Here is a 23,092-nt window from a genome sequence, read left to right on the forward strand (position 1 = left end):
CCTTCAAACTTTCATGCCGTTTCGAAACGGTAAGGGCCCCCCTCCCCGGAGAGGTGGTATGCATCACCCCGGTCCGCCGCGAGTCACGACGATCGGCCGCCCCGTCGAACTTGCCCCGAGAGCCCCGAACGGCGGCGAAACGTACCGCTGGCGCGTTCTCGACGCGCCCGAAGAGAGCGCCGTCGCGGTCGGCTCCGGGCCGGTCGTCCACCTCGCCCCCGACGTTCCCGGCACGTACCGTCTCGAACTCGACGCGCCCGACGGCCGCCACGAACAGACCGTTCGCGCCTTCCCCGACGACCGCCGCCCGGCGACGATGGCGGTCCCCGCGGCCGACCTCGAACCCGCGTCACCCGACGAGGTGTCCGTCATCGGCCCGTTCAACGACCGCCTCGTCGGCCGCGACCGCCCGCGCCGTGTCGGCGACGACTACGCCCTCGACGTGGCGCTCCCGCCGGGCACACACCCGTTCGGATTCGCCCCGCACGATGACCTCGCGGAGCAGGTCCGCGGCGACGTCGAAGTCCCCGGACCGGGCCGCCCGCGGGTTCGACTCGACACGCGGGCCGAACAGGCGGGCAGCGACGAACTGGTCGTCGTCGCGGACGCGGAACCCGCGCCCGACGCCGGGTCGGCGACGCTCGCCGTCGAGTTCTTGTTCGACGGCCGCGACCCGCTCGAACCGGGCGACTGCGAGGTCGATGGCGACAGCCTGCGCGTCCCGGTCGAAACGCTCCGCGAGTTCGACTCGTCGGAGCCGGTCCGCGTCCACGCCGTCGCGGTCCAGACGACGACCGAGTCGGGAGAGTCGTCCGTCCGGCACTCGGTTCTCGACACGCTGGTCGTGAACCCCGGGGGTGCGGGCGACGAAACCGGTTCCGGCCTCGCTGGCCTCGCCGTCTCGCGCCCCGGCGACGCGCCCGAATGGGCGCACCACGCGACCGTCTACGAGGTGTTCGTCCGGTCGTTCGTCGGCGAGACGCCCGACCCGACGTTCGACGAGCTCGCCCGGCGAGTTCCCTACCTCGAATCGCTCGGCGTCGACTGCCTGTGGCTCACGCCGATACTGGAGAGCCACACGACCCACGGCTACCACGTCACCGACTACTTCGAGACCGCCTCGGACCTCGGCACGCGCGGCGACTTCGAGGCGCTCGTCGACCGCTGTCACGACGCCGGCATCCGCGTCGTCTTCGACCTCGTCATCAACCACACGTCGCGGGACCACCCGGCGTTCCAGTTCCACTCGACCGGCGTCCCCGGCTACGAGGACCACTACGCCCGCGTCCCCGAGCCCGAGGACCCCTCCGAGGTCGACTGGGGCGGCCCCGGCGCGGCGGAACACTACTTCAACTGGACGCGCATCCCGAACCTCGACTACGACTCGCCCGCGGTCCGGTCGTGGATGCTCGACGTGGTTTCCGAGTGGGCCGCCGTCGTCGACGGCTTCCGCTGCGACGTCGCGTGGGGCGTCCCCCACGGCTTCTGGAAGGAGGTCCGCGACCGGGTGAAAGCCGACGACCCCGACTTCCTGCTCCTCGACGAGACCATCCCGCGGGACCCCGCGTACCACGAGACCGAGTTCGACGCCCACTACGACACGACGCTGTACGGGTCGCTCCGCGACGTCGGCGCGGGCGAGAAGCCGGCGACGGCCGTCCTCGACGCCGTCGCCGACGCCCGCTGGCACGGCTTCCCCGACGACGCCGTGCAACTCCGGTACATCGAGAATCACGACGAGGAGCGCTACCGGAGCGAAGTCGGTGAGGACGCGCTCCGGGCGGCCGCGGCCGCGACGTTCACACTCCCCGGCGCGCCGATGATGTACTACGGGCAGGAGACCGGCGTCGAAGCCCAGCGCGGGACGATGCGCTGGTACGACGCCGACACCGACCTCGTGGAGTTCCACCGGCGGCTCTCCCGTCTCCGCGACGCCCACGAAGTGCTCCGCGTCGGCGACGTCGAACCCGTCCCCGCCAGCGTTGCTCCCGCCGGAAACGGCGGCGTCGAGTCCGACCGCGTGGTCGCGTTCGCCCGCGACGACGGTACCGACCGACTCGTCGTCGTCCTGAACTTCGCCGGAGCGCCGACGACCGTCGAACTCGGCGCGGAAGTCGAGGGGACCGACCTCCTGACGGGCGAGCGAGTCGACGCTGGCGGCGCGGCCGGGGGCGACGGGGGCGCTCGCGTCACCGTCGCCGACGCAGTCGTCCTCCGCGCCGCCGGCGATTCGAGCCATTAAGTATCATGGTCGATGACAGTCCGAGCATGGACGACCGGGAACTCGCCGACCTCCTCGAGCAGTTCGGGCTCTCAGAGAAGGTCGTCGACACGTACCTGACGCTGCTCGAACTCGGGGAGGCGAAGGCGAGCCAGATCGCCGACGCGGCGGGCGTCTCCAAGCGCTACGTCTACAGCGTGAGCAAGGAACTGGAATCGCGTGGGTTCGTGGAGGTCAACGACCACGTCGTGCCGACCACGATTCGGCCGCTGCCGCCGATGGAGGTCATCGAGTCGCTCTCCGAGAGTGTCGAGTCCATGCGCCCCGCACTGGAGGAGCGTTACACGGCCACCGCCCGCGACCAAGAGCGCTTCGAGGTCATCAAGTCCCGCGTGACGGTGCTCAAGCGCATCGGCGAACTCGTCGGCCGCGCCGAGTCCGAAATCACGCTGTCGCTCCCCTACGACGTGCTCGACGAGGTCGAAGACGAACTTCGGGCCGCCCGCGAGCGCGGCGTGCTCGTCTCGCTCGTCGTCAGCGGGGTCGAACCGCACGACGACCTCGCGCTCGACGGCGTGGCCTCGCTGGTGCGCGTCTGGCACGAACTCATGCCCACGATGCTCACCGTCGACTCGCGAGCGGGGCTCATCTCCCCCGGTGAGATGGTCGCCCGGTCGAACTCCGAGTCGCAGGCCATCGTCTTCGCCCAACCGCACCTCGGCCCGGTCATCGTCGGCTCTTTCTTCGGGAACTACTGGCCGATGGCGGCCGAGGCGTACACGACCGAACCCGACCCGCTCCCGGCGATGTACCACAACTTCCGTCACGCCGTCCTCCAAGCGGCGCTCTGCGACCGCGCGGGCATCGACCTCGACGTGAGCGTCAGCGGGCGGATGGTCCACACCGACGGCCCGACCGAACTCCACGGCCGCGTGGTCGATATCCGACAGGGCCTCCTCGAACCCGCGAACAACTCCTTCCCGGTCGAGAACGCCTTCGTCGTCGAGACGGACGAGGGGACCTACAGCATCGGCGGACAGGGCGCGTTCGTCGAAGACTTCGAGGCCGACGCCGTCGAGTTCACGGCGGTCGAGTAGCCTCCCCGAGTCCGTTCCTGTTCTTCCGAGACCGCCCACATCGGCGGCCATGTGGGACGTTCGCAGGCCCGCCACCGAACTATTACGTGGGTCTCTCGTTGGACGCCCATGGACCGCGACGGAGCCCGCCGCCTCGCCGCGCGGACGCTCGCCGTCATCCGCGAGAAGAACGTCACGGTGACGGCCGCGAGTCTCGCGTACTACGCGTTCAACTCGCTCGTCCCGCTGACGCTCCTGCTTTTCGTCCTCGTCACGACGTCCGGTCGGGTCGAAGCCCTGCTCCCCACGTTCGAACTGCTCGTCGGCGTCGACCTCTCGCAGTTCGAATCGACGCTCAGGGCGGTGAGTGGGAACTCTGCCGGGCGATTACGCGCTGCGGTGCTCGCCCTCGGTATCTTTCTCTGGAGCTCGCTCCGGCTGTTTCGCGGGATGGACAGCGTCTTCAGCGAGGTGTACGGCACGCGGAAAGCGGTATCGGCGCTCAGGCGATTCCTCAACAGCGTCCTCGTCATGGCGACGGTCGCGGTCGGCGTCGGCGTCATCGCCGCCGCCGGTCTCGTCGTCTCCTTCCGCGTGACACAACTGCTGTGGTCGGTCGTCGCGCCGGTTCTCCTGTGGGCGTTGCTCACCGTGCTGTTCGTTCCGATGTACGCGCTGTTTCCGGGCGTCGACGTCTCTCCGCTGGAACCGGTTCCGGGGGCGGCGCTCGCGGCGCTCGGGTGGACGGCGTCGCTCCAGGCGCTTCGCCTCTACTTCGGCGTCTCTCAGAGCATCGAACTCTACGGTGCCGCGGGCGGGGTCTTGCTCATCGTGACGTGGCTGTACGTCGGCTCGCTGGCCCTGCTCGTCGGCGTCGTCGTCAACGCGGTGCTGGCGAACCGGGTCGATGCCGACGCTGACTGGTATCCCGGCGACGAGGCGACGGGTGACGAGCGACGCTAACGGGGGCGCGCCGTCCGAAAAAAGCGTTCAGTCGTCCTACAGGAGGAACGTGACGACGGCCAGCACGAGGAAGATGACGACGAGGATACGCGCGACTTTCATCGAGAGCCCCGCGATTCCACGGAAGCCGGCGAGCCCGGCGACCAGTGCCAAGACGAGGAACACGACCGCGTAGTGGAGGAACCCGCCGCCACCCTGCAGCGGCGTGAGCACGGCGACTCCGAGCCCCGAGAGCGTCATCGTCCGGCGGTGGGCCACGCGCCCCCGCGTTTCACCTCCCGTACGTGTGCGACGGGTTTCGGCGGCTTCGGAGCGCGAGCGTCTCCGGCTCCGGTCTCATCGGCGTGAACTGTGTCTCTCATCGCGGTCGTGATTTCCTCCCGCACACAATGAGACCGGTCCCTGCATTGGCAAGGTTCGGCCCACCTTGGGGGCGTGCTTCGCCGACGCCGACTCCGACTTAGCGACGGTTCACCGCTTCGGCGGCGAGTTGCACCGCGAATCCGGCGCTACTCCACCGGAGCGAGAACACACCGCCAGCCACCAACAGAGCTCCCTGTTTGGTTCGCCCCTTCGCCAGCGCGCTGGCTCCCGCGACGACCGAGGGTACCGCGCTCAGCGTTCTCGTCCACTTCGAGCCGAGCAGTTGGCGTCCAATCACGTTCTGAACGAGTATCCGAAGCAATGTAACCGGCGGGCTTGCGTGTGCCTCGGGACCTCCGCGGGCGATGGCCGCCCGCAGACAAATGTACCACGCTCGCCTACCCACCGCTATGGCAACTATCGTACGGGGCGCGATTCCGTCCGAAGAATTCGCGTTAGGTCACACGCTCTCCGCGCTCCCGGACGTCGAAATCGAGTGCGAGCGTATCATCGAGAGCGGTGACCAAACCGTGATGCCCCTGGTGTGGATTCGTCACGCCGACCGCTCGGACATCGACGACGCCCTTCGAGAAGACCCGTCGGTCGACGAAGTCACCTGTCTCTCGGAGTTCGACGACGAGTTCCTCTACCGGATGGCGTGGGTCGACCACGTTCACCTGCTCCTGCAGATGATCACGAACTCTCACGCGACGATTCTCGACGCGTACGGCTGGGGCGACGAGTGGCAGTTCCGCGTACTCTACCCGGCTCGCGACGACTTCGCGCGGACACACGACTTCGCTGCCGAACACGGGCTGAGATTCGAAGTCGAGTCGATTCGAGAGATGGACGCCGAACCGGCCGGACGGTACGGTCTCACCGAAAGCCAGTTCGAGGCGCTCGTGACGGCGGCCCGAGAGGGCTACTTCGAAGTGCCCCGGCGAATCTCGCTCTCCGAACTGGCCGACAAGATGGGTGTCTCTCACCAGTCGCTCTCCGAGCGAATCAGGCGGGGAACAGATGCGCTCGTCGAAGACTCCTTGCTCATCGGGTCGGTCCCGGACGACTTCCGGGACTGAGACGCCGGATTCGGGATTTCATATCGCAGTATGTGATTTATTTCTCCCATCGAGCGGTCTCCCAGCAAACGAGACCGGTAGCTGACGCTCGTCACGGGTGAAACGCGGGGTCGCTGAAAACCGGCGTGGCCGAGCGAACGGCCGTCAGGCGTAGGTAGTGACGCTCTCGAACTCGTTTTCGGCGATGGCGGCCGCCAGCGCGTCGATATCAACTTCATCGGGCATCTCGGCGGGGTACTTGCGGCGGAAGTAGCCGACGATGTTCTTCGCGTCGCGCGCGAGGAGTTCGCGGGCGTTGTCGTGGTCGGTCGGGACGGCCTGCGGCCAGTCGAAGACCGTGATGCCGCGCTCGCCGACCGCGACGTTGTACTCGGACATGTCGGCGTGGACGTAGCCGGCCTCGTAGGCCTCGGCCATCTCGGAGAGAATCAGGTCGAGGACACCCGTCACCTGCTCGGATTCGAGTTTCGCCTTGGCGAGTTCGACGCCGTCGAGTTTCGCCATGATAATCGCGTGGCGGTTATGGTCGACGGGGCGCGGGACCGACACCTGCGGAAAGAGGGTTTCGAGCGCCTCGTACTCGCGTTCGGCCGCCTTGCGGGCGGTGTAGAGCCACGAGACGTGGTGGTTCTCGGAGGTGTAGTCGCGCTCGCGGCGCACCTCGCGGAAGTTGGTGTACCCCTCGCGGTGGAACTTGAGCGCGAGCGGCTTGAACGACTGCACCTCGAACACGTCGCTTTCTTTGCCGACGCCAAGGGGCGCGCCGAACCCCTGAATGGTGTCTCGCTGGGCGAACGTCCGGAGGGCGAGCGCGTCGTACCCCTCGACCGTGAGCTTGTACCCCTCGTACTGGATGGTCTTGCGCTCGATGAGCTCGCGGGTCATACAGCGGTCGATGCGGTAGTCGACCTCTTCGGCGGTCAGCCCCGAGTTCTTCGGGAGCTTCTCCCGGTTGACCCACTCGCTGAAGCGCATGCCCTGCTCGACGCCCGAGAGGAGGTAGAAGTCCTCGGGCTCGAGTTCGGCCATGACGCCGGCGACGTTCCGTACCATGCACGTCCGTCCGTCGGCGAGGCGTAAAAGGCCCGCGAGTCGGCGAATGTCGCCCGCGATAAATCACATGTGACGATACAAAATCTGGAAGACGGCTCACGCAGTTTCGGAGGGTGGTGTGAGTGTTGGGGTCTCGCGTCGGAACTGAACGGAGAAGTTGCTACGTATCGGTGTCCTACCTATCCGGTACGGTTAGTAGCCCCGTGGAAACGCTATAGGGATATCTGCTCACCGTCTTCGGGGACGAGGACGTTTTCGGTCTCCGTTCGCAGTTCCTCACGAGAGAGCAGACAGTGATTGATGGCTTCCATATGGACAACTGCCACGGTCGCACCCGTGGCCTCTCGGACAGCCGCGACGTCCTCGACGCCCATCGTGATTGGTTCGCCCTGGTCGAACTGTGCTTCCCCACCGTTGACGACGACCAGCTCAGGTTCGAACCGGTCGAGCGTTCCTTTTACTGGGTCGTACCAGATGGTGTCCCCGGCGATGTACAGCGCTTTCTCGCCCTCGAAGACGAATCCGGAGACAGGACCCATCCCCTCGGCAAGTTCGTCGTGGCCGTGCTGGCCCGGTGTCCGGTGAATCGTCACCCCGCCGAACGATGTCTCATCCTCGACGGATCGCACGTCGGTGAAGCCTTCGTCACTGAACGCGGCTGCGTCCTCTGGCTGGCAGAACAGCGGCACGTCCGCATCGAGTTCCTCTCTGGCTGCCTCGTCCCAGTGGTCGGGGTGGCGGTGCGTAACGACCACGGCGTCGTAGTCAAGCTCGACGTCCGGGAGCGGCACCAACGGATTTCGCTTCTGGTTCGCCGTCGTGAGGAACTCAGGTACCCCCGGACTGTCCGTCACCGTCGGCATCTCGCCCTGCGGCGTGAACATGGGGTCAACGAGGAACGTGGTGTCACCGACCGTCGCAAGTACCGTCGCGTTTCGCACGAGTCGTACGCTAATCTCAGAGTCGCTTGTCATGCACTCCTTGCTTGGGGAGTTGGCTGGTTACGATTTATTCTGAAATATTCCAACTCCCTCGATTCGAGCGTGGTGGCAACTACTCGATGAATTCAACGTCTCCGAGGTCGAGGGACGTGTCGATATCGACGGTCATCGAGTCGGCGGCGAACTGTTCGGCAAGCCACGCCTCGGCCCGGTTGAGTCGGTACTGGAGCGTGGAACTCGGCACGCCGATCTCCTCGGCGATCTCGCTAACCGAGGCCTCTCGGGGTTCTTCGTAGTAGCCGTGAGTGAGCGCGGCTTCCAGTGCTGTCTTTTGTGCTGTCGTAAGGTCGTGTTGTGTCCGTCCATCTTCGAGCAGGCAGGGAGGTTCGCCGAGTCGTTCGACCGTCAGCGAAAGTCCGTCGCGGAGATTCGCTCGAATGTCGTCGTGTAAGGCTCCGAGCGAGCCGTCGACGAGGAGGTGCCAGTGGAACTGGTCGCCGTGGCGTTCCGACCGCATTATCACTCCTTCACCGAGGTGGTTCGCGGCGGCGATCGGGAGTGACCGTGGGCCGTCGCCTTCCCGCCGGAGCGAGTAGATTTTCCGTGATTCCGGGTTCGACGAGAGAATCTGGCACCTGTACTCGGTGACCGGTGCGCCGCACATGCCGACCAAACTCGAATCCCGGGCAGCCGGTTCGAGGCGCTTGTCGTACTCGCCGAGGGCGGACGGTGTGCCGACGATTTTCTCGACGCCCCATACTGCCTCGCTCGTCGCTTGTACCTGCATTGATCGTGCGTACAAATCGGGGTACTCGATGAAGGCATCCATCAATGAGTCGGCCCCTCGCTCGTACTCGATGGTGAAAACGACCTCGCGCATCACGAGATGATTTCGCTCAGTTCGGATAACCACTCTGACTGCCCCCCCGGCTGCAGAGACGCTCTCCTGACTGTTACAGGCCACTGCCGATTCAATCGACGAAACCGCGCGAAACGTCACTATCTCCCGCCCCCGAGGCTGTGGACTCAGGCCGCGTCGAGGTGGAACTCGACGACCGCGCCCTCGCCCTCTTCGGTCGGCGGGAGGCGGAGTTCGCCGCCGTAGGCCTCCACAATCCACTTCGAGAGCCAGAGCCCCAGCCCGTTGCCGTGGGCGAGGTCGCTCTCTTCGACGTTCTGCTCGATGAGTTCGCGCTGGTGGTCGGGGATGCCCGGCCCGTCGTCCGCGATTCGCACGACGACCTCGCTTCCGACGCGCTCGTACGCGACTTCGACCGTCGGAGCCGGGCCGGCGTGTTCGAGCGCGTTCTCGACGACCTCGCGAAAGGCGATTTTCAGCTTCTTCCCGCCGACGACCGCCGCGGGGCCGTCGCCGCTGATGGTGATGGTCGCCTCAGGGTTGGCCGCCGAGCGGTCGTCGACGAGCGATTCGAGGAGCGCGCGGAGGTCGACCGTCTCGCCCTCGGGTTCGCTGTCGACGAGTTGGGTGACGGTCTTGACCTGGTCGCTCATCGTTCCGAGGTCGTCACCGGTCGCTTTCAGGCGCTCGCCGATGTGGACGATCTCGTCGTCGCCGCCGTCGGTCGCGAGTTGGTCGCCCCAGCCGAGGAGCAACTGCGCGGTGTGCCGGAGATTGTGGCGGACGAGTCGGTTGATGACTGCCGACCGCTTGTACTGCTCCGATAGCTCGCGGGTCCGAATCCGGCGCACGTCGTTGAGGCCGATGAGGACGTGCGCGACGGCGCTCACGCCGACGACCACGGCGGCGCTGAAAAGCGGTTCGCTGACCGTCCCGCCCGCGGCCTGCTGGTAGCTCCCGATGAGCGCGAGGACGAACACGGTGACGACGACGCCGAGGAGGTTCCAGCCGGCGACGCGGGCGATATGGACGGTCTTGAGGTCGCTTCGATAGACGACGGGGCCGACGGCGACGAAGAGCACCGAGATGATGAGGCCGAAGGCCGCGACGACGAGCCCCGCGAGGTCGGATGCGACCGAGGCGACGCTGGTTGAGACGATGGCGAACAGGGCCAGCCCGGTGAGGCTGAGCGACCCCGCGCCGACGAGACGAGAGACGTTCACGGTTCGTTGACTCTCGTGAGTGTAATAACGCTTCTCTGAAACGAGTTGTCACTCGACGTTGACACGGTACGGAAGTCCCTCGGGGTCGAAGACGCCGTCGGCGTCGCACTGCGCAGAGACCGGGCCAACCGTCGCCTCGCTGTCGGTCGGATACCACGCGCGGCCGACCGGCGAGACGACGAAGCGGGCGTCTCGGCCGCCGACGAACACGAGGTCACCGCCCTCGAACGACTCCAGCGGCTCGATGCCGAGGGCCTCGGTCATCGACGCCACGAACTCCTCGACGTTCGGGACCGCCATCCCGACCTCGGTCGCGCCGCGGAGGTCGGTCGCCGGGTCGAACTCGCCCGTGGCGTCGCCGTCGTAGCAGACGTACTCGATGACGTTGCCCTCGGGGTCCTCGAAGTAGACGGAGTCGCAGCCGAGGAAGTCGAACCGGACGCTCGGCCCCTCGTCGGTGTCGAGCACGTCAACGCCTGCGCGCTCGTCTAACCACGCGACCACGGAGTCGACCGCGGCGGAGACGGTGAAGGCGAGGTGGCCGGGGTCGGTGTCGCCGAGTTCGAACCACAGGGTCGTCTCTCCGGCGGTCGCAGAGCGTTGTGACCCGGTGACCGGCGCGAACCCGAGCGTCTCGACGTAGAACTCACACAGCGAGATGGGGTCAGTCGCGGCGAGAGCGACGCGGTTGAACTTCATGGTCACACCTCGCCGCGGCGCGGTTTAATCGAATCGCTCGTGTCGGCCGCGTCGGCGGTCGGTCGCCGGCTTGTGGCCGTCGCGGCGAGACCGGATGGCTCGCGACCGAGCGTCGAAATCGCTTTCTCCCGCATGGACGAAGCCGACGTATGAACGACTCGCAGGGGTCGATTGCCGACCGCGAGTGGCGTGTGATTCGCGAGGAGGTCCGACCGGGGCCGATGCAGATGGCGCTCGACGAGGTCGCGGGCGAGACGGCCGCCGCGGGCGGCCCTCGGACTGTCCGCGTCTACTCGTGGGAGCCGAGTTGCCTCTCGCTCGGCTACGGACAGGACCCCGAGACCGTCGATTGGGACTACTGCGAACGCGAGGGAATCGACGTGACCCGCCGGCAGACCGGCGGCGGCGGCATCTACCACGACCGCCACGGCGACGTGGCCTACTCCATCGCCGCGCCGAAATCGGAGTTGCCGGGCGACCTCATGGACTGCTATCACCTCCTGTGCGAGCCGATTCTCGACGCGATTCGCGCGGTCGGCGTGGACGTGGACTTCGTCGACGACGACATGCCCGTCATCTGGCATCCTGCCTGCTACCTGCGGGCGCTCCACCCCGCCCACGACATGGTCGCCGCAGGCCGGAAAGTCGCGGGCAACGCCCAGTACCGCCGCCGCGATGCCGTCGTCCAGCACGGCTCTCTCACCTACTCGGTGGACGCCGAGACCCACCTCGACGTGTTCAAGGGCCACGACGTGACGCCCGAGGCGTTCTGCGAGCGCGTCGTCGGAATCGACGAACTCGGCGATGCCTCCCGCGAGGAGTTCGTCGCGGCGCTCACCGAATCGCTCTCGGGATTCGCCGACGCCGACGAGGGTTCGTGGACCGACGACGAACTCGACCGGGCGCGCGCGAAGGTCGACGAGAAGTACCGCGCTGACGACTGGGTACGCCGTCGTCCGGGGTCGCGGTGAGCGGTCGAGAACTGGGCGACTGAGAACAGAGCGGCCGAACACAGGGTGGTCGAGAACCGTGCGCCGAGTCGTGCGGCCGACCTCGACTCAGAAGCCGAACGTCTCCGGTTCGTCGAGGTCGAGAGCTTCGGTGACGCCCTCGTAGACCTCCGTCAGGGGCGGCACGTCGCGGGTGGGGTCGAGCCAGTGATCGCCCAGCCAGCGGTAGCGGACGGTCAGGTTCTCGTCGATGAGGAAACACGAGCGTCGGGAGCGCTTCGAGACGCCGAAGGTCCGGTAGACGACGTCGAACGCCGCGGCGAGTTCGAGGTCGGTGTCGGCGTACAGCGGGAACAGCAGGCCGTACCGGTCGATAAAGCGGCGGTGCATCCCGACGCCCGACTTGCTCGACCCGACGACGCGGACCGCGTTCCCGCTCGTGAACCAGTCGAAGTCGCGGAGGGCGCACCACTCCTCGGTGCAGTCGGGGCTGAAGTCGGCGGTGTAGAAACAGAGGAGGACGGGCTTGTCGGCGACGAGGTCCGAGAGGCTGCGCTCGCTCACGTCCCCGTCAGGCGCGACGAGCGTCTGCGCCACGTCGGGGGCCGTCGTCCCGACGGAAAGTCCAGTCATGTGACGTGATTCGCCGCGTGAACGATAGCCGTTCTGTCTTCGCCCGACTCCGCCGACTCCGAAGTCCCTTTGTTCGGGTACGCCGTCGGACTCTGCATGCACGTCGGCGCACACGTCTCGATGTCCAGTTCGAAGGTCTCTTCCGACGACGAGACCCCACCGCACGGTAACGTCGCCAACGCCGTCTTCCGGCAGGTCGCCTTCGGCGGCAACTGCGGGCAGATTTTCACCACCTCGCCGCAGGTGTGGCGCGACCCCGACATCTCCGACGAGGAGGCCGAACTGTTCCGCGAGGAGACCGCCGACGAACTGTCGGGGCCGTGGGTCATCCACTCGTCGTACCTCGTCAACCTCTGTACGCCCAAAGACGGCCTCCGACAGAAGTCGCTGGACTCGATGCAGACGGAGGTCGATATGGCCGACAAACTCGGCATCGAGTACGTGAACGTCCACCTCGGAGCCCACACCGGCGCGGGTGAACAGCAGGGCCTCGACAACGCCGTCTCCGTCCTCGACGACCTCGACATCCCCGACGGCGTCACCGTCCTCATCGAGTCCGACGCGGGGTCGGGCACGAAGATGGGCGACGACTTCGCCCACCTCGGCTACGTCCTCGAGGAGTCCGAACAGGACCTCGACGTCTGTCTCGACACGGCCCACGCGTTCGCCGCGGGCTACGACCTCTCGACGGCGGCGGGCGTCGACGAGACGTTCGAGGAACTCGACGCCGAGGTCGGTCTGGAGCACCTCAAGTGCGTCCACCTCAACGACTCGAAACACGAGTGCGGGACGAACAAGGACGAACACGCCCTCATCGGCGAGGGACTCATCGGCGAGGAGGGCATGCGCGCGTTCATCAACCACGACGCCATCGTCGACAACGACGTGCCGCTCGTCTTGGAGACGCCCACCGAGGACGGCAAGGGCTTCGCGTGGAACATCGACCGCGTCCGCGAACTCCGCGCAGACGCGGAGTGAGCGTTCAGGCGGCGGGCCGCTGAGCCCCCGTATCGACTGTTTTTTGGGTCGCCGCGCCCGACACCGCGTGTGCGACGTTTCTCGGAATCGTACCTCCGGCGGACGCGAGCGGGTATGTGGGACGACTCCCGCGCGGCCCTCGCCGACCTCGACCTCGGCGGCCGGGCCCGCATCCTCGACGTGGGCTGCGGGACCGGCGAGTTCACGCGCGTCCTCGCGGAGGCCTCGGAGGCCCGCGTCGTCGGCGTCGATGCCGACACTGACTTGCTTTCTGTCGCCAGCGACCGCGACAGCGATATCGAGGCGGTCGCCGGCGACGCGACTCGGCTTCCCTTCGCCGCCGACAGCTTCGATTTGGTCGTCTGTCAGGCGCTCCTCGTGAACCTCCCCGACCCGACGGCCGCGCTCGCGGAGTTCGCCCGCGTCTCGTCGGACCTCGTGGCGACGGTCGAACCCGACAACGCCGCCGTCGGCGTCGATTCGACCGTCGAGGCCGAGGCGGCACTGGACCGCCGCGTCAGAGACGCCTTCCGCGACGGCGTGGCGACCGACGTGGCGCTCGGCAACCGCGTCCGCGGGCTGTTCGACGACGCCGGCCTCTCGGTCGTCGGGACTCGCCGGTACCACCACCGGAAACTGACCGAACCGCCGTACGACGAACACGATGTTCGGAGCGCGGCCAAGAAAGCGACCGGCGAGGGGCTGGACCGCCACGAGGCCGACCTCCGCCGCGGGCTCGACGGCGACCCCTACGAGTCCGTCCGCCGGAAGTGGCGGGAGATGGGGCGCGAAGTCGTCCAGCAGATTCGAGACGAGGAGTACCGCCGGGCCGAGGTCGTCCCGTTCGACGTGACGACGGGCCGGGTGTAGTCGGGTCGGAGTCGCGACCGATTCAACGCGACCCGGCTCGACGGCCGAAAAAGCGGCTATCTGTTCAGTAGCCGACCGCGAGCTGTTCGTGGACCGCGTCGCCACTCTCCAGTTCGTCCGCGAACGCGATTGCGAAGTCCTCCATGGAGATGCGGCTCTCGCCGTCTTCGTCGGCGACGAGTTCGCCGAGCGCGGTCCGGAACTCGCCGGTTCGATCGCCGGGTTCGATGAACGCCGCGGGCGCGACGTAGGTCCACCGCAGGTCGTCGGCGTCTTCCAGTAGGCCGTACGCTTCGATGGCGGCGCTGGCGACTGGCTTCCACTCGTCGGGGAACTCCGGCGAGTCGATGAGCCGCGTGTCGGGGCCGACGTTCAGGATGCCCGCGCCGCCGGTCCAGACGAGGCGGTCGACCGAGGCGCGGCGCATCCCGTCGACCACGGCGTCGAGCATCTCGACGAGGACCTCGGGCGACTCGTCGTCGCTCGGGCCGAGCGCGGAGACGACCGCGTCGTGGCCCGCGGCGAGTCGCGCGATTTGGTCGGCGTCGGTCGCGTCGCCGGCGACCGCCGAGAAGTCGGGGTCGTCGACGCCGTCGACCGCGCCGCTTCGGGAGACGCCGGTCACCGCGTGGCCGCGGTTCAGGAGTTCGTTGGCGATTCGAGTGCCGATTCGTCCGCTCGCACCGAGGAGAAGTACGTTCATGATGGCGTGATATAGTGTCGTGAGTCGTGTTCGTCGTCCGGCTCGTCGCGACGATGCGGTCACATCGTCATACTTGGTCAAAGAGAGTGAGTTTAATATAGCTAAGCGAACCTCGGTGTGAGTAGGTCACGCCGATGTCACCGCACCAGAACCTCGAAACGAAGTACGAACAGTGTCCGGTCATCAAGACGCTCGAAGAAATCGGGTCGCGGTGGCGGATGACGGTCATCCACGTGCTGCGCGAGGGCGACCTCCGGTTCAACGAACTCAAGCGCGCGAGCGGCGCGAACTCCCAGACGCTCTCGCGCGTGTTGGACGACCTCCAAGAGCTAGGGTACGTCGAGCGGGAGGTCGAAGATGGCAGTCCAATCGCGGTGTACTACTCGCTCACCCAGAAGGGCGAAGAGCTGCTTCCGGCGTTCGACGACATCTCCGAGTGGGGCGAAAAATGGATGTCAGAGGACGGCGGCGCGGGGTCGTAGCCGGGTTCGACCGGTAGTCAGCCGAGGAACAGGTCGACGAAGTTCCCGCTCGACTGACCGCGGTAGAGCTCGGAGTAGCCGCAGTTCGCACACGAGACGACGGTGAACTGGCGGTTCTGGATATCGAACATCTTCGAGAGACCGGTGCCGGAGGTCGCGATGGAGTCGATTTCGGTCTCGGAGTGGCCACACTTCGGGCAGCCGTCGCGGTCGGCACTTGGTGGAGGGCTCATGTTGAGTAGTTGAACTACGCCAGTGAAAAAACCACCTCCAAAACGATTTCCTGTTCCGCGCCCGCGAGTACGCACATGCCCGCCGGTGGTCTCGTGTTCTTCCTCTTCGTCCTCCTCAGCATCGCCGCCGCAGTCGCCCTCTACGCCGCGATTCAAGGCGAGACGAGCGACTTACCGACGATGAGCCGCGAGGAGGCGGAGCGCCGCGCCCGCGACGAGGGGATGCGGTACAACGAAAAACACGGTCGAGGGACCGACCGCCGCCCGAACGAGGGCGACCGGGATGACGGCTCTGGCTGGGGCTCCGAGCGCACCGGCGACCGCGGCCGCGACGACACCCGCGACTGGTAGCCGGTCGGCCCGGCTCGGCTCCGCCCTCAGACCACGTCGCCGCGGACCGACGTGCCGGTCTGCTCGGCCCGGTAGGCTCGCATCGCCTCGACGGCCGTCTCGGCCTCGTCGCCTTCCAGTCCGAGCATCTCCAGCGCGCCCGAGAGCGTCGGGAAGGCGAACTCGCTGTTTCGGAGCTTCGACATCGCGTCGGGCGAGCGCTGACCGTCGGCGTAGAGGCAGACGCCGCGGGGGTCGAGAATCTGCTCGTAGGCCTCGCGGGCGACTGCGCCCTTCAGCCGCTGGGTGACGTTGTCCTCGAACGAGGCGTTGCACACTTCGAGGTGGACCGGTTCGTCGTCGTCGGGGAGCAGGTGAGCGGCGAGACATTTCTCGGGGGCCGCGTAGCCGTTCGAGTTGGCTCGCAACAGGTCGGGGTGCTCGCGCGCCCACTCGGCGCGGACGCTCTTGCCGACGCCCTTCACGCCGTGGGACCGCTCGAACGCCTCGGCCGCGTCGGGGTCGCCGCGGAGGAGGATGTCTTTCGTCACGTACACGTCGAGTCGGTCGAGGGGGTCGAGGCCGAGCGCCACGTCGCCGTAGACCCACACCTCGCGGACCGGGACGGGGAGCGTCTCGGACTCGACGGCGTCGACGACGGCGTCGACTCGGTCGAGGGCGGCGTCTCTGTCCATCGACTGTCCGTGGGGTTCGGAGGGTCAAACCGGTTGCGACCGCGTCCGACGGAGACGTCGGTCGAGCGAGCGACGCCCGCCCCGAGGCGAAACCCGTATCCCTCCCGCCGGGCAAGCGACCGGCAATGGAGTGCGACAAGTGCGGCCGCGACGCGGTGATGCACGCGGCCTACTCCGGGGCCCACCTCTGCGAAGACCACTTTTGCGCCTCGGTCGAGAAACGCGTGCGCCGCCGCATTCGCGAGGACAACATGCTGCCCCGCGACGCCAGCCCGGAGAACCCTCAGACGTGGGTTATCGGACTCTCCGGCGGCAAGGACAGCGTCGTCCTCACACACATCCTCGACGACACGTTCGGGCGCGACCCCCGCATCGAACTCGTCGCCCTCACCATCCACGAGGGCATCGAGGGCTACCGCGACAAGTCCGTCGACGCCTGCGTCGAACTCGCGGAAGACCTCGACATCCACCACGAACTGGTCACCTACGAAGACGAGTTCGGCGTCCAGATGGACGACGTGGTCGAAAAGGACCCCGAGAACATGGCCGCCTGCGCCTACTGCGGGGTGTTCCGTCGCGACCTGCTCGAACGCTTCGCCGACGAGCTCGGGGCGGACAAACTGCTCACGGGACACAACCTCGACGACGAGGCGCAGACGGCGCTCATGAACTTCTTCGAGGGCGACCTCAAGCAGGTCGCAAAGCACTTCGACGCCAGCATCGGCGACTTCGAAAAGCGCCGCGACGCCGGCGAGTTCATCCCGCGGGCCAAGCCGTTGCGCGACGTGCCCGAAAAGGAAGTCGCGCTCTACGCCCACCTGAAGGACCTCCCGGCGCACATCACCGAGTGCCCCCACTCCTCGGAGGCCTACCGCGGCGAGATTCAGCAGTTGCTGTTGAAACTCGAAGAGAACCACCCCGGTACCCGGCACTCCATCATGGCCGGCTACGAGGAGTTGGCCGAACTGACCGCCCGCGAGTACCGCGGCGAGGGCCGCGTCGACCTCAACGACTGCGAGCGCTGCGGGTCGAAGACCGCCGGCGACGTCTGTCGGAAGTGCCGGCTCATCGAGTCCATAGAAGCGGTCTGAGCGGTCGGAACGCCGGTTTTTCGTCGTGTCTTACGAGTCGGACAGTCAGACAGCGACGGGTGAGGTCACACCGACCGAGCCGTCGTCGACGCTCACGGTCGGAGAACCGCGTCAGCGAAAAAGAACCCACGAGTGTACCCGACGGGCGCGGCGGCGTCCGCACGGGCCAGACAGGGCGTTACCGGATGACGTCGAGACCGTTGTTCTTCTCGACTTCGTCGCGGCCGCCGTCGGACCACGTGCCGCTCTGCGCCGTCTGGGCTCGTTCCGAGCTATCGAACTCCGAGCTTGAACCCGAGTGCTGTTGTTGCTGCGACTCGCGCGACTGGATGCTCTGACGCGACTTATCGGCCTGCTTCTGCGTCGTCGGGCCGAGGACCTGCGCGGACTGGACGCCCGTCATGATGGCCATGACGCGGACTTTCCCCTTGTACTCGTCCTGAATGCGAGCGCCCCAGATGACGTTCGCGGCGGCTTCCAGCCGTTCGGTGATGTTGCTCGCGATTCCCTCGGCCTCCTTCAGCGTGAGGTCGGGGCCGCCCGTGATGTGGACGAGACCGCCGGACGCACCGCGGTAGTCCACGTCGAGAAGCGGGTGGTTCATCGCGTCGTTGACCACTTCTTGGGTCTTGTTCTTGTCCTGGGTCTCGCCGACGAGCATCACCGCGACGCCGCCCTGATTCATGATGGTCGACATGTCGGCGTAGTCGAGGTTGATGAGCGACGGTTGGGTAATCGTCTCCGAGATGCCCTTGACAGTCTCGGCGATAATCTGGTCCATGACCGAGAACGCCTTGCCGATGGGCAGGTTCGGGACGTAATCGAGGAGGCGGTTGTTGTCCAGCACGATGATGGAGTCGGCCTCGTTGCGGAGGTTTTCGAGTCCCTCCTCGGCCTTGACCGTGCGGGCGCGCTCGACGTTGAACGGGGTCGAGACCATGCCCACGACGATTGCGCCCTGCTCCTTTGCGATTTTCGCGACGACGGGGGCCGCACCGGTTCCGGTGCCACCGCCCATCCCTGCGGTGACGAACACGAGGTCGGCGTCGCCGAGCACGTCTTTGATCGTGCCCTGTGCCATCTCGGTCGCGCGCTCACCCATCGACGGGTCACCACCGGCGCCGAGACCCTGCGTCAGGGACTTCCCGACGAGGATTTTCGTGTCCGCTTCGATCATCTTCAGGTGCTGCTTGTCGGTGTTGATGGCGACCGTGTCAGCCCCCTCGACACCGATGTTGTACAGGCGGTTGATGGTGTTGTTGCCGGCACCACCAGCGCCGACGATGACGATTCGCGGGTCACCGAACTGGTCGTCGCTGTCTTCGAGCGACGACTGCGTCTTGCGCTCGGCCTCGTCCCGTTCCATCGCCTCGCGAACGATATCCTGCATAATTACACCTTTGCCCAGCCGCGCTTGCTGGTAGATTCGCGCTGTCGCTTGTCAGTAGTCTGTTCGTTGAGCATATCGCGAACGGCGGAACGGATGGCTTCGGATCGGTTCGGGAACTCTCCCGTCTCGACCATCCGCTCGACCTCCTCGATTTGCTGCTTCGGAATTCGTAGTGTCACACGCTCCATGTTTACATTCCCCCGGTAAGACGGCGCGCCGCACTCGTGTGCGAGTGTCTTACACCCGAAAACCGACGGACGACGCCGGGATACGGGCCGCCGTCGGGTGGCTGTAAGACAACCGTCTTACGCGATAATCACCACAGAGGGATAGAATATAAATGTAACGGCGATTGTAAGACGGCGCTGAATATCCCGTATAGGGCGCTTTAATCGCCGGTTATGCTCATTCCAGAACGTCGGCTGCGGGCGTCCGGCGACCGCAGTCGGGGCAGAACGCCCAGTCGGAACGGAGTTCGTCGCCGCACTCGCAGAACACGCGATGAGAGGTTTTCTCGCCGCAGTTCGGGCAGTACACGTGGTCCTGCCCCACGGATTCGCCACATTGGCCACAGTTCATCTCGGGAGAGTCCGCCTCCGGAGCGTCCAGTTCGCCCCGTGTCTTACGAACCGTATTCGGGGTTTCTTCCCGGTCTGCACCCGCGTTTACGCGTGATTCGCCGTTCGAACCATCGACGTTGATGTTGACGTTCAGGTCCGAGGGTGTCGGACGCTCGGACTCGCGGGCCGCCGCCACTTCCTCGACGAGCGTCGGGAGTCGTTCGTCGAGCCGCTCGTCGACGAGTTCCTCGACCCGCGCCGAGAGCGCGCCGTCGAGGCCGTCGGTGTCGGACGTATCGTCGTCCGCGGCGTCGTCACGTTCCAAGTCGTCGAGGTACTGGCGGAGCGCCTCGCGCATCACCTCGCTTTTCGAGGTGTCGAGGCGGTCCAAGCGCTCGACGAGGGCGTCGTCGGCGCGGAACGTGATTTTACTCATTACTCCGGGATTATCTCGGCAGCATATCAATGTTCGCACGTGTCTGACACACAGCACACGCGGCGGCGAGAATGATAATGGTTAAACGCATCGACCGGATAGCAATCGGTGACCGCTCTTAGCTCAGCCTGGCAGAGCAGCCGACTGTAGATCGGCTTGTCCCCCGTTCAAATCGGGGAGAGCGGACTGAACTTCAACACCCGCGAGCGCAGCGAGCGGTGTTGAATGTGACGGACTTCTCGACCCGATTTGAGCAGCGAGCAACGCAACGTGTTGCGAGTGAGTTCATATCGGAGAGAGCGGTCAGATTCTGCCCTCGTCCGAACCTTCACGAACAATCGGCGTATATCTCGCCGCGACCCCGTCATTTACTGCCGTCTGTCCGAAATCGGACGCCATGGATTCTCGACCGCTCGGTACGACTGGATTCGACGTCTCTGAGGTCGCACTGGGTACGTGGCAACTCGGCGGTAGCTGGGGCCCGGTGACCGACGAAGAGGCGTACGACGCCATCGAAGCCGCGCTGGACGCGGGCATCAACTTCCTCGACACCGCCGACGTGTACGGCGACGGCGACAGCGAACGTCGAATCGGCGACGTACTCGCCGACCGCGATGACGACGTCACCGTCGCCACCAAGGCGGGGCGACGACTCGACCCCCACGAGGCGGACGGCTACAACCGCGAGAACCTCGAACGGTTCGTGGACCGAAGCCGGGACAACCTCCGCGTGGACTCGCTGGACCTCGTCCAACTCCACTGCCCGCCGCGAGACGTGTACTACCAGCCGGAGGTGTTCGACGCGCTCTCGGACCTCCGCGACGCCGGGAAGATAGACCACTACGGCGTGAGCGTCGAGAAGGTCGAAGACGCCCTCAAGGCCATCGAGTACGACGGTGTGGAGACGGTACAGATAATCTTCAATCCGCTCCGACAGCGACCCGCCGAGCTGTTCTTCCGGGAGGCGAAGCGCCGGAACGTCGGCGTCATCGTCCGCGTCCCGCTCGCGTCGGGCCTACTCACGGGCGCGCTCTCCGAAGACGCCGAGTTCGGCGAGGACGACCACCGGAACTACAACCGAAACGGCGAGGCGTTCGACGTGGGCGAGACGTTCGCCGGAATCCCGTTCGAAGACGGTCTCGCCGCCGCGGACTCGATAGCAGAGGTCGTCCCCGAGGGAGTGTCGCTCGCGCAGTTCACGCTCCGCTGGATTCTCTCGTTCGACGCCGTGAGCACCATCATCCCCGGGTCGAAGACGCCGGCGCACATCCGCGACAACGTCGCCGCGGCGTCGCTCCCGCCGCTGTCGGCAGCCCAGTTTGAACGTGTCGAAGAAGCGTACGACGCGTACGCGCGCGAGCACGTTCACCATCGCTGGTGAGGAGCTCCCCAGTAGCGGCTATCGGTGCGTGACAGCCGATTAGCTCTCGAAGACGTCGTCGCAGTCGTTGCGGATGAAGTACCGGGCTCAATTTCCGTCGGTCCGGTCGTCCCGGTCTCCAGCGTCTCGGAGAGAGCGACGTCGTCGCCGGCGGTGTCGTTGGACTCCTCACCCGGCGATATCGTTCGTCTGCATCTGCAGTTCGACAGCGGCGGGCGTCTCTGCCACCCATCCACAGAAGATACTTATCCGCCAACACGTTCGGTCCCAGTAGTGCCCTCCCGCAAGATGCTCCTCCTCGCAGTCGCTGTTGGAGTCGCGCTCATCGGCGGGTCCGTTGCGCTCGACGCGACGACCCCCGACAGGACGTACACCTACGAGGTGAGAGAGCTGTCTGCCTCCGCCGAGGGCGCCGCAGCGGTGGTCGTAGACGACACCACGGTCGACCCGTCGGGGCCGTCGGCGGCGTTCATCGCCAGCGACGGTCCCGGTGACCGACCGGAACGGGCGGCGCTCCGCGAGGCGGCAAACGGGTCTCGGACGAAAGCAGCGCTCCCCGGGTCGCTCGTCGACCACCGGTATGCCGTCGTCGGGACTAGCGGCACCATCTCAGACGTGAGTGAGGTCTACCGCCTCCACGAATACGAGGAAGGCGGGACAGTACGAGTTACCGCCGAGCGAGTCACATTACACGCGTTCTACGACGAACTCGCGGTTTCCGCCGCCACCCCTCGACTACGTGAACTCGTTCGAACGGGGGAACTCACCACACACGAACGCCTGACCACCGTTCTCGTCGCGCACGACGGGCGGTACTTCCACGTGACCCAACCACCGCTGTCAACCCGATACGCGGGTATGAGCACTGACCTCCACGACGCGGGGTACTTGCTCGGGAGTGGTATCGTGCTCCTCGCTGGGGGATGGTACGTCCTCGAACGGTGGGGGCGACGCATCCGTGGGGACGGTCCCGAGGGTCGTCGCTGACGGCCAGCGAGAAACTCGATTGGTCTCCGCAGCTGAACCCCCGCTTCGCTATATTCAAGTACAGTTTCGCCAATGAAATTCTAGTGGCAGTCACGTTCGACCTCTTCGGTACGCTCGTCGACGCCGAGTACCCGTCAGACCCCGGCGCGGCGGTCGCAGACGCGCTCCGCGAGTACGGCGTCGCCGTCCCCGACGACTGGGATGACGCCTACCGCGAGGTCCACATCGACGCGCCCGAGGGCGCGGAGGTCCCGCTTCCGGCCCACGTCGCCGCGGCGCTTCGCTCTCGGGGCGTCGATTCGCCGGATAACGCCGCCCGACGCGCGGTCATCACGGCGTTCGACCCCGAGGTGACCACCCGTCCCGGCGCGGTCGAGGCGGTCGCGGCTGCCCGGGAGGCCGGCGCGGTCGGCCTCCTCTCGAACTGTTCGGTTCCCGAACTCGTCGCGCGGACGCTCATCCGCTCGGACCTCGACCGGCGCGGCTTCGACGACATCACGACGAGCGTCGCCTGCGGCTGGCGGAAACCTCACCCGCAAGCGTTCGAGGCGGCCGCTCGCGGCCTCGGCGTCGAGGCGACCGAGGTAGTCCACGTCGGCGACGACCCGGACTCCGACGGCGGCGTCGAGGGCGTCGGCGGCCGGTTCGTGAACCTCCGGGAGACGACGCTCGAATCGGTCGCGGCGAGGCTACGCGCCGGGGAGGACCCGTGCCCGTGACCGCCGCGGCCGCCGTCGTCGCCGCCGCGGCGCTGGACCGAGGGTTCGCCGAACCGCCGGCGCGCATCCACCCTGTCGCGCTGTTCGGACGACTCGTCTCCCCCGTCGACCGCGACGACGAGCGTCGGACGGGCCCACTCGCGGTCGACGGGGGAGACGAGTCGTCCGAACAGCGCG

At 66.5% G+C, this 23,092-nt stretch carries 26 protein-coding genes, 1 tRNA gene and 1 pseudogene; 15 read left to right on the plus strand and 13 right to left on the minus strand.

Going from position 1 to position 23,092, the window contains the following annotated elements; all coding sequences use genetic code 11:
- Positions 1–58: 58 nt before the first annotated feature.
- The 3 genes from BN984_RS09095 (at position 59) to BN984_RS09105 (ending at position 4,260) form a co-directional block, all read left to right on the plus strand.
- Positions 59–2,242, plus strand: a complete 2,184-nt coding sequence (locus tag BN984_RS09095) for an alpha-amylase family glycosyl hydrolase (protein WP_049968073.1) — start codon at positions 59–61, stop codon at positions 2,240–2,242.
- A 5-nt stretch (positions 2,243–2,247) separates the two neighbouring features.
- Positions 2,248–3,318, plus strand: coding sequence for a TrmB family transcriptional regulator (locus BN984_RS09100; RefSeq protein ID WP_008091840.1), 1,071 nt, complete (start codon positions 2,248–2,250; stop codon positions 3,316–3,318).
- A gap of 108 nt (positions 3,319–3,426) precedes the next feature.
- The gene (locus BN984_RS09105) at positions 3,427–4,260 is read left to right on the plus strand and encodes a YihY/virulence factor BrkB family protein (RefSeq protein ID WP_049968074.1); all 834 of its coding nucleotides are present in this window, start codon (positions 3,427–3,429) and stop codon (positions 4,258–4,260) included.
- A gap of 36 nt (positions 4,261–4,296) precedes the next feature.
- Here BN984_RS09105 and BN984_RS09110 read toward each other — a convergent pair whose 3' ends face one another.
- A complete protein-coding gene (locus BN984_RS09110) occupies positions 4,297–4,500 on the minus strand; it encodes a DUF1328 domain-containing protein (protein WP_008091844.1) in 204 nt (67 codons plus the stop codon).
- Positions 4,501–5,033: 533 nt separating this feature from the next.
- Here BN984_RS09110 and BN984_RS09115 point away from each other — a divergent pair.
- The gene (locus BN984_RS09115) at positions 5,034–5,702 is read left to right on the plus strand and encodes a helix-turn-helix domain-containing protein (RefSeq protein ID WP_008091846.1); all 669 of its coding nucleotides are present in this window, start codon (positions 5,034–5,036) and stop codon (positions 5,700–5,702) included.
- A gap of 144 nt (positions 5,703–5,846) precedes the next feature.
- Here BN984_RS09115 and BN984_RS09120 read toward each other — a convergent pair whose 3' ends face one another.
- The 5 genes from BN984_RS09120 to BN984_RS09140 all read right to left on the minus strand — a co-directional run bounded on the left by BN984_RS09120 (position 5,847) and on the right by BN984_RS09140 (position 10,477).
- On the minus strand, positions 5,847–6,755 hold the full coding sequence (locus BN984_RS09120; RefSeq protein ID WP_008091848.1) for a serine/threonine-protein kinase RIO2: 909 nt from the start codon (positions 6,753–6,755) through the stop codon (positions 5,847–5,849).
- A gap of 212 nt (positions 6,756–6,967) precedes the next feature.
- Positions 6,968–7,729, minus strand: coding sequence for an MBL fold metallo-hydrolase (locus BN984_RS09125; RefSeq protein ID WP_049913357.1), 762 nt, complete (start codon positions 7,727–7,729; stop codon positions 6,968–6,970).
- A gap of 79 nt (positions 7,730–7,808) precedes the next feature.
- Positions 7,809–8,576 carry a helix-turn-helix domain-containing protein gene (locus BN984_RS09130; protein WP_008091852.1) on the minus strand — a complete coding sequence of 256 codons (768 nt, stop codon included), beginning with the start codon at positions 8,574–8,576 and terminating at the stop codon, positions 7,809–7,811.
- A 146-nt stretch (positions 8,577–8,722) separates the two neighbouring features.
- Positions 8,723–9,778 carry a sensor histidine kinase gene (locus BN984_RS09135; RefSeq protein WP_049968075.1) on the minus strand — a complete coding sequence of 352 codons (1,056 nt, stop codon included), beginning with the start codon at positions 9,776–9,778 and terminating at the stop codon, positions 8,723–8,725.
- A gap of 48 nt (positions 9,779–9,826) precedes the next feature.
- Positions 9,827–10,477, minus strand: a complete 651-nt coding sequence (locus tag BN984_RS09140; RefSeq protein ID WP_049913358.1) for a VOC family protein — start codon at positions 10,475–10,477, stop codon at positions 9,827–9,829.
- 149 nt (positions 10,478–10,626) lie between these two features.
- On the opposite strand from BN984_RS09140, the gene BN984_RS09145 reads away from it, so the two are divergent.
- Positions 10,627–11,448 (plus strand): lipoate--protein ligase family protein, encoded by an 822-nt coding sequence (locus BN984_RS09145; RefSeq protein WP_049968076.1) that lies wholly within the window; start codon positions 10,627–10,629, stop codon positions 11,446–11,448.
- 87 nt (positions 11,449–11,535) lie between these two features.
- Here the strand turns inward: BN984_RS09145 and BN984_RS09150 are convergent, their stop codons facing one another.
- The gene (locus tag BN984_RS09150; protein WP_008091858.1) at positions 11,536–12,060 is read right to left on the minus strand and encodes a redoxin domain-containing protein; all 525 of its coding nucleotides are present in this window, start codon (positions 12,058–12,060) and stop codon (positions 11,536–11,538) included.
- Between the two features lie 96 nt (positions 12,061–12,156).
- Here BN984_RS09150 and BN984_RS09155 point away from each other — a divergent pair, with 96 nt between their 5' ends.
- Positions 12,157–13,038, plus strand: coding sequence for a deoxyribonuclease IV (locus BN984_RS09155; RefSeq protein ID WP_049968077.1), 882 nt, complete (start codon positions 12,157–12,159; stop codon positions 13,036–13,038).
- A gap of 69 nt (positions 13,039–13,107) precedes the next feature.
- Positions 13,108–13,908, plus strand: a complete 801-nt coding sequence (locus BN984_RS09160) for a class I SAM-dependent methyltransferase (RefSeq protein ID WP_342339079.1) — start codon at positions 13,108–13,110, stop codon at positions 13,906–13,908.
- Positions 13,909–13,972: 64 nt separating this feature from the next.
- On the opposite strand, the gene BN984_RS09165 is transcribed toward BN984_RS09160, so the two are convergent.
- Positions 13,973–14,611 carry an NAD(P)-dependent oxidoreductase gene (locus BN984_RS09165; RefSeq protein WP_008091861.1) on the minus strand — a complete coding sequence of 213 codons (639 nt, stop codon included), beginning with the start codon at positions 14,609–14,611 and terminating at the stop codon, positions 13,973–13,975.
- A 134-nt stretch (positions 14,612–14,745) separates the two neighbouring features.
- Between BN984_RS09165 and BN984_RS09170 the strand changes: the two genes are divergently transcribed.
- The gene (locus tag BN984_RS09170) at positions 14,746–15,093 is read left to right on the plus strand and encodes a winged helix-turn-helix transcriptional regulator (RefSeq protein ID WP_008091862.1); all 348 of its coding nucleotides are present in this window, start codon (positions 14,746–14,748) and stop codon (positions 15,091–15,093) included.
- A 17-nt stretch (positions 15,094–15,110) separates the two neighbouring features.
- On the opposite strand, the gene BN984_RS09175 is transcribed toward BN984_RS09170, so the two are convergent.
- Positions 15,111–15,326 (minus strand): zinc ribbon domain-containing protein, encoded by a 216-nt coding sequence (locus tag BN984_RS09175; protein ID WP_004973188.1) that lies wholly within the window; start codon positions 15,324–15,326, stop codon positions 15,111–15,113.
- 75 nt (positions 15,327–15,401) lie between these two features.
- Here BN984_RS09175 and BN984_RS09180 point away from each other — a divergent pair, with 75 nt between their 5' ends.
- Complete coding sequence (locus BN984_RS09180; protein WP_008091865.1) at positions 15,402–15,677, plus strand: hypothetical protein; 276 nt, start codon at positions 15,402–15,404, stop codon at positions 15,675–15,677.
- A gap of 26 nt (positions 15,678–15,703) precedes the next feature.
- Here the strand turns inward: BN984_RS09180 and BN984_RS09185 are convergent, their stop codons facing one another.
- Entirely contained in the window at positions 15,704–16,351 is a 648-nt protein-coding gene (locus BN984_RS09185) for a DUF7095 family protein (RefSeq protein ID WP_008091867.1), read from the minus strand.
- A 125-nt stretch (positions 16,352–16,476) separates the two neighbouring features.
- Between BN984_RS09185 and ncsA the strand changes: the two genes are divergently transcribed.
- Positions 16,477–17,442, plus strand: coding sequence for a tRNA 2-thiolation protein NcsA (gene ncsA / locus BN984_RS09190; protein ID WP_004973180.1), 966 nt, complete (start codon positions 16,477–16,479; stop codon positions 17,440–17,442).
- A gap of 178 nt (positions 17,443–17,620) precedes the next feature.
- Here the strand turns inward: ncsA and ftsZ are convergent, their stop codons facing one another.
- The 3 genes from ftsZ to BN984_RS09205 form a co-directional block, all read right to left on the minus strand.
- Complete coding sequence (ftsZ, locus tag BN984_RS09195; RefSeq protein ID WP_008091869.1) at positions 17,621–18,832, minus strand: cell division protein FtsZ; 1,212 nt, start codon at positions 18,830–18,832, stop codon at positions 17,621–17,623.
- Positions 18,833–18,834: 2 nt separating this feature from the next.
- Positions 18,835–19,020, minus strand: coding sequence for a ribbon-helix-helix domain-containing protein (locus BN984_RS09200; protein ID WP_004973176.1), 186 nt, complete (start codon positions 19,018–19,020; stop codon positions 18,835–18,837).
- A gap of 217 nt (positions 19,021–19,237) precedes the next feature.
- Positions 19,238–19,828: a double zinc ribbon domain-containing protein gene (locus BN984_RS09205; RefSeq protein ID WP_008091873.1), complete on the minus strand. Its 591-nt coding sequence runs from the start codon at positions 19,826–19,828 to the stop codon at positions 19,238–19,240.
- A gap of 112 nt (positions 19,829–19,940) precedes the next feature.
- Here BN984_RS09205 and BN984_RS09210 point away from each other — a divergent pair.
- The 5 genes and pseudogenes from BN984_RS09210 to BN984_RS19955 form a co-directional block, all read left to right on the plus strand.
- Positions 19,941–20,014 (plus strand) — tRNA-Tyr (locus BN984_RS09210).
- A gap of 211 nt (positions 20,015–20,225) precedes the next feature.
- Positions 20,226–21,209: an aldo/keto reductase gene (locus BN984_RS09215; protein WP_049968078.1), complete on the plus strand. Its 984-nt coding sequence runs from the start codon at positions 20,226–20,228 to the stop codon at positions 21,207–21,209.
- 273 nt (positions 21,210–21,482) lie between these two features.
- Positions 21,483–22,196, plus strand: a complete 714-nt coding sequence (locus BN984_RS09220; protein ID WP_244877457.1) for a hypothetical protein — start codon at positions 21,483–21,485, stop codon at positions 22,194–22,196.
- Between the two features lie 83 nt (positions 22,197–22,279).
- Positions 22,280–22,915: an HAD family hydrolase gene (locus BN984_RS09225; protein WP_049968079.1), complete on the plus strand. Its 636-nt coding sequence runs from the start codon at positions 22,280–22,282 to the stop codon at positions 22,913–22,915.
- A pseudogene (locus tag BN984_RS19955) lies at positions 22,906–23,092 on the plus strand (hypothetical protein); the annotation flags it as partial. The gene BN984_RS09225 and the pseudogene BN984_RS19955, both read left to right, overlap by 10 nt.

Source organism: Haloferax prahovense (genome assembly GCF_000723845.1).
Taxonomy (GTDB): domain Archaea; phylum Halobacteriota; class Halobacteria; order Halobacteriales; family Haloferacaceae; genus Haloferax; species Haloferax prahovense.

Coding starts and splice junctions, on each gene's coding strand:
- BN984_RS09095 (WP_049968073.1), top strand. CDS start 59: ATGCATCACCCCGGTCCGCCGCGAGTCACGACGATCGGCCGCCCCGTC.
- BN984_RS09100 (WP_008091840.1), top strand. CDS start 2,248: ATGGTCGATGACAGTCCGAGCATGGACGACCGGGAACTCGCCGACCTC.
- BN984_RS09105 (WP_049968074.1), top strand. CDS start 3,427: ATGGACCGCGACGGAGCCCGCCGCCTCGCCGCGCGGACGCTCGCCGTC.
- BN984_RS09110 (WP_008091844.1), bottom strand. CDS start 4,500: ATGACGCTCTCGGGGCTCGGAGTCGCCGTGCTCACGCCGCTGCAGGGT.
- BN984_RS09115 (WP_008091846.1), top strand. CDS start 5,034: ATGGCAACTATCGTACGGGGCGCGATTCCGTCCGAAGAATTCGCGTTA.
- BN984_RS09120 (WP_008091848.1), bottom strand. CDS start 6,755: ATGGTACGGAACGTCGCCGGCGTCATGGCCGAACTCGAGCCCGAGGAC.
- BN984_RS09125 (WP_049913357.1), bottom strand. CDS start 7,729: ATGACAAGCGACTCTGAGATTAGCGTACGACTCGTGCGAAACGCGACG.
- BN984_RS09130 (WP_008091852.1), bottom strand. CDS start 8,576: ATGCGCGAGGTCGTTTTCACCATCGAGTACGAGCGAGGGGCCGACTCA.
- BN984_RS09140 (WP_049913358.1), bottom strand. CDS start 10,477: ATGAAGTTCAACCGCGTCGCTCTCGCCGCGACTGACCCCATCTCGCTG.
- BN984_RS09145 (WP_049968076.1), top strand. CDS start 10,627: ATGAACGACTCGCAGGGGTCGATTGCCGACCGCGAGTGGCGTGTGATT.
- BN984_RS09150 (WP_008091858.1), bottom strand. CDS start 12,060: ATGACTGGACTTTCCGTCGGGACGACGGCCCCCGACGTGGCGCAGACG.
- BN984_RS09155 (WP_049968077.1), top strand. CDS start 12,157: ATGCACGTCGGCGCACACGTCTCGATGTCCAGTTCGAAGGTCTCTTCC.
- BN984_RS09165 (WP_008091861.1), bottom strand. CDS start 14,611: ATGAACGTACTTCTCCTCGGTGCGAGCGGACGAATCGGCACTCGAATC.
- BN984_RS09170 (WP_008091862.1), top strand. CDS start 14,746: ATGTCACCGCACCAGAACCTCGAAACGAAGTACGAACAGTGTCCGGTC.
- BN984_RS09175 (WP_004973188.1), bottom strand. CDS start 15,326: ATGAGCCCTCCACCAAGTGCCGACCGCGACGGCTGCCCGAAGTGTGGC.
- BN984_RS09180 (WP_008091865.1), top strand. CDS start 15,402: ATGCCCGCCGGTGGTCTCGTGTTCTTCCTCTTCGTCCTCCTCAGCATC.
- BN984_RS09185 (WP_008091867.1), bottom strand. CDS start 16,351: ATGGACAGAGACGCCGCCCTCGACCGAGTCGACGCCGTCGTCGACGCC.
- ncsA (WP_004973180.1), top strand. CDS start 16,477: ATGGAGTGCGACAAGTGCGGCCGCGACGCGGTGATGCACGCGGCCTAC.
- ftsZ (WP_008091869.1), bottom strand. CDS start 18,832: ATGCAGGATATCGTTCGCGAGGCGATGGAACGGGACGAGGCCGAGCGC.
- BN984_RS09200 (WP_004973176.1), bottom strand. CDS start 19,020: ATGGAGCGTGTGACACTACGAATTCCGAAGCAGCAAATCGAGGAGGTC.
- BN984_RS09205 (WP_008091873.1), bottom strand. CDS start 19,828: ATGAGTAAAATCACGTTCCGCGCCGACGACGCCCTCGTCGAGCGCTTG.
- BN984_RS09215 (WP_049968078.1), top strand. CDS start 20,226: ATGGATTCTCGACCGCTCGGTACGACTGGATTCGACGTCTCTGAGGTC.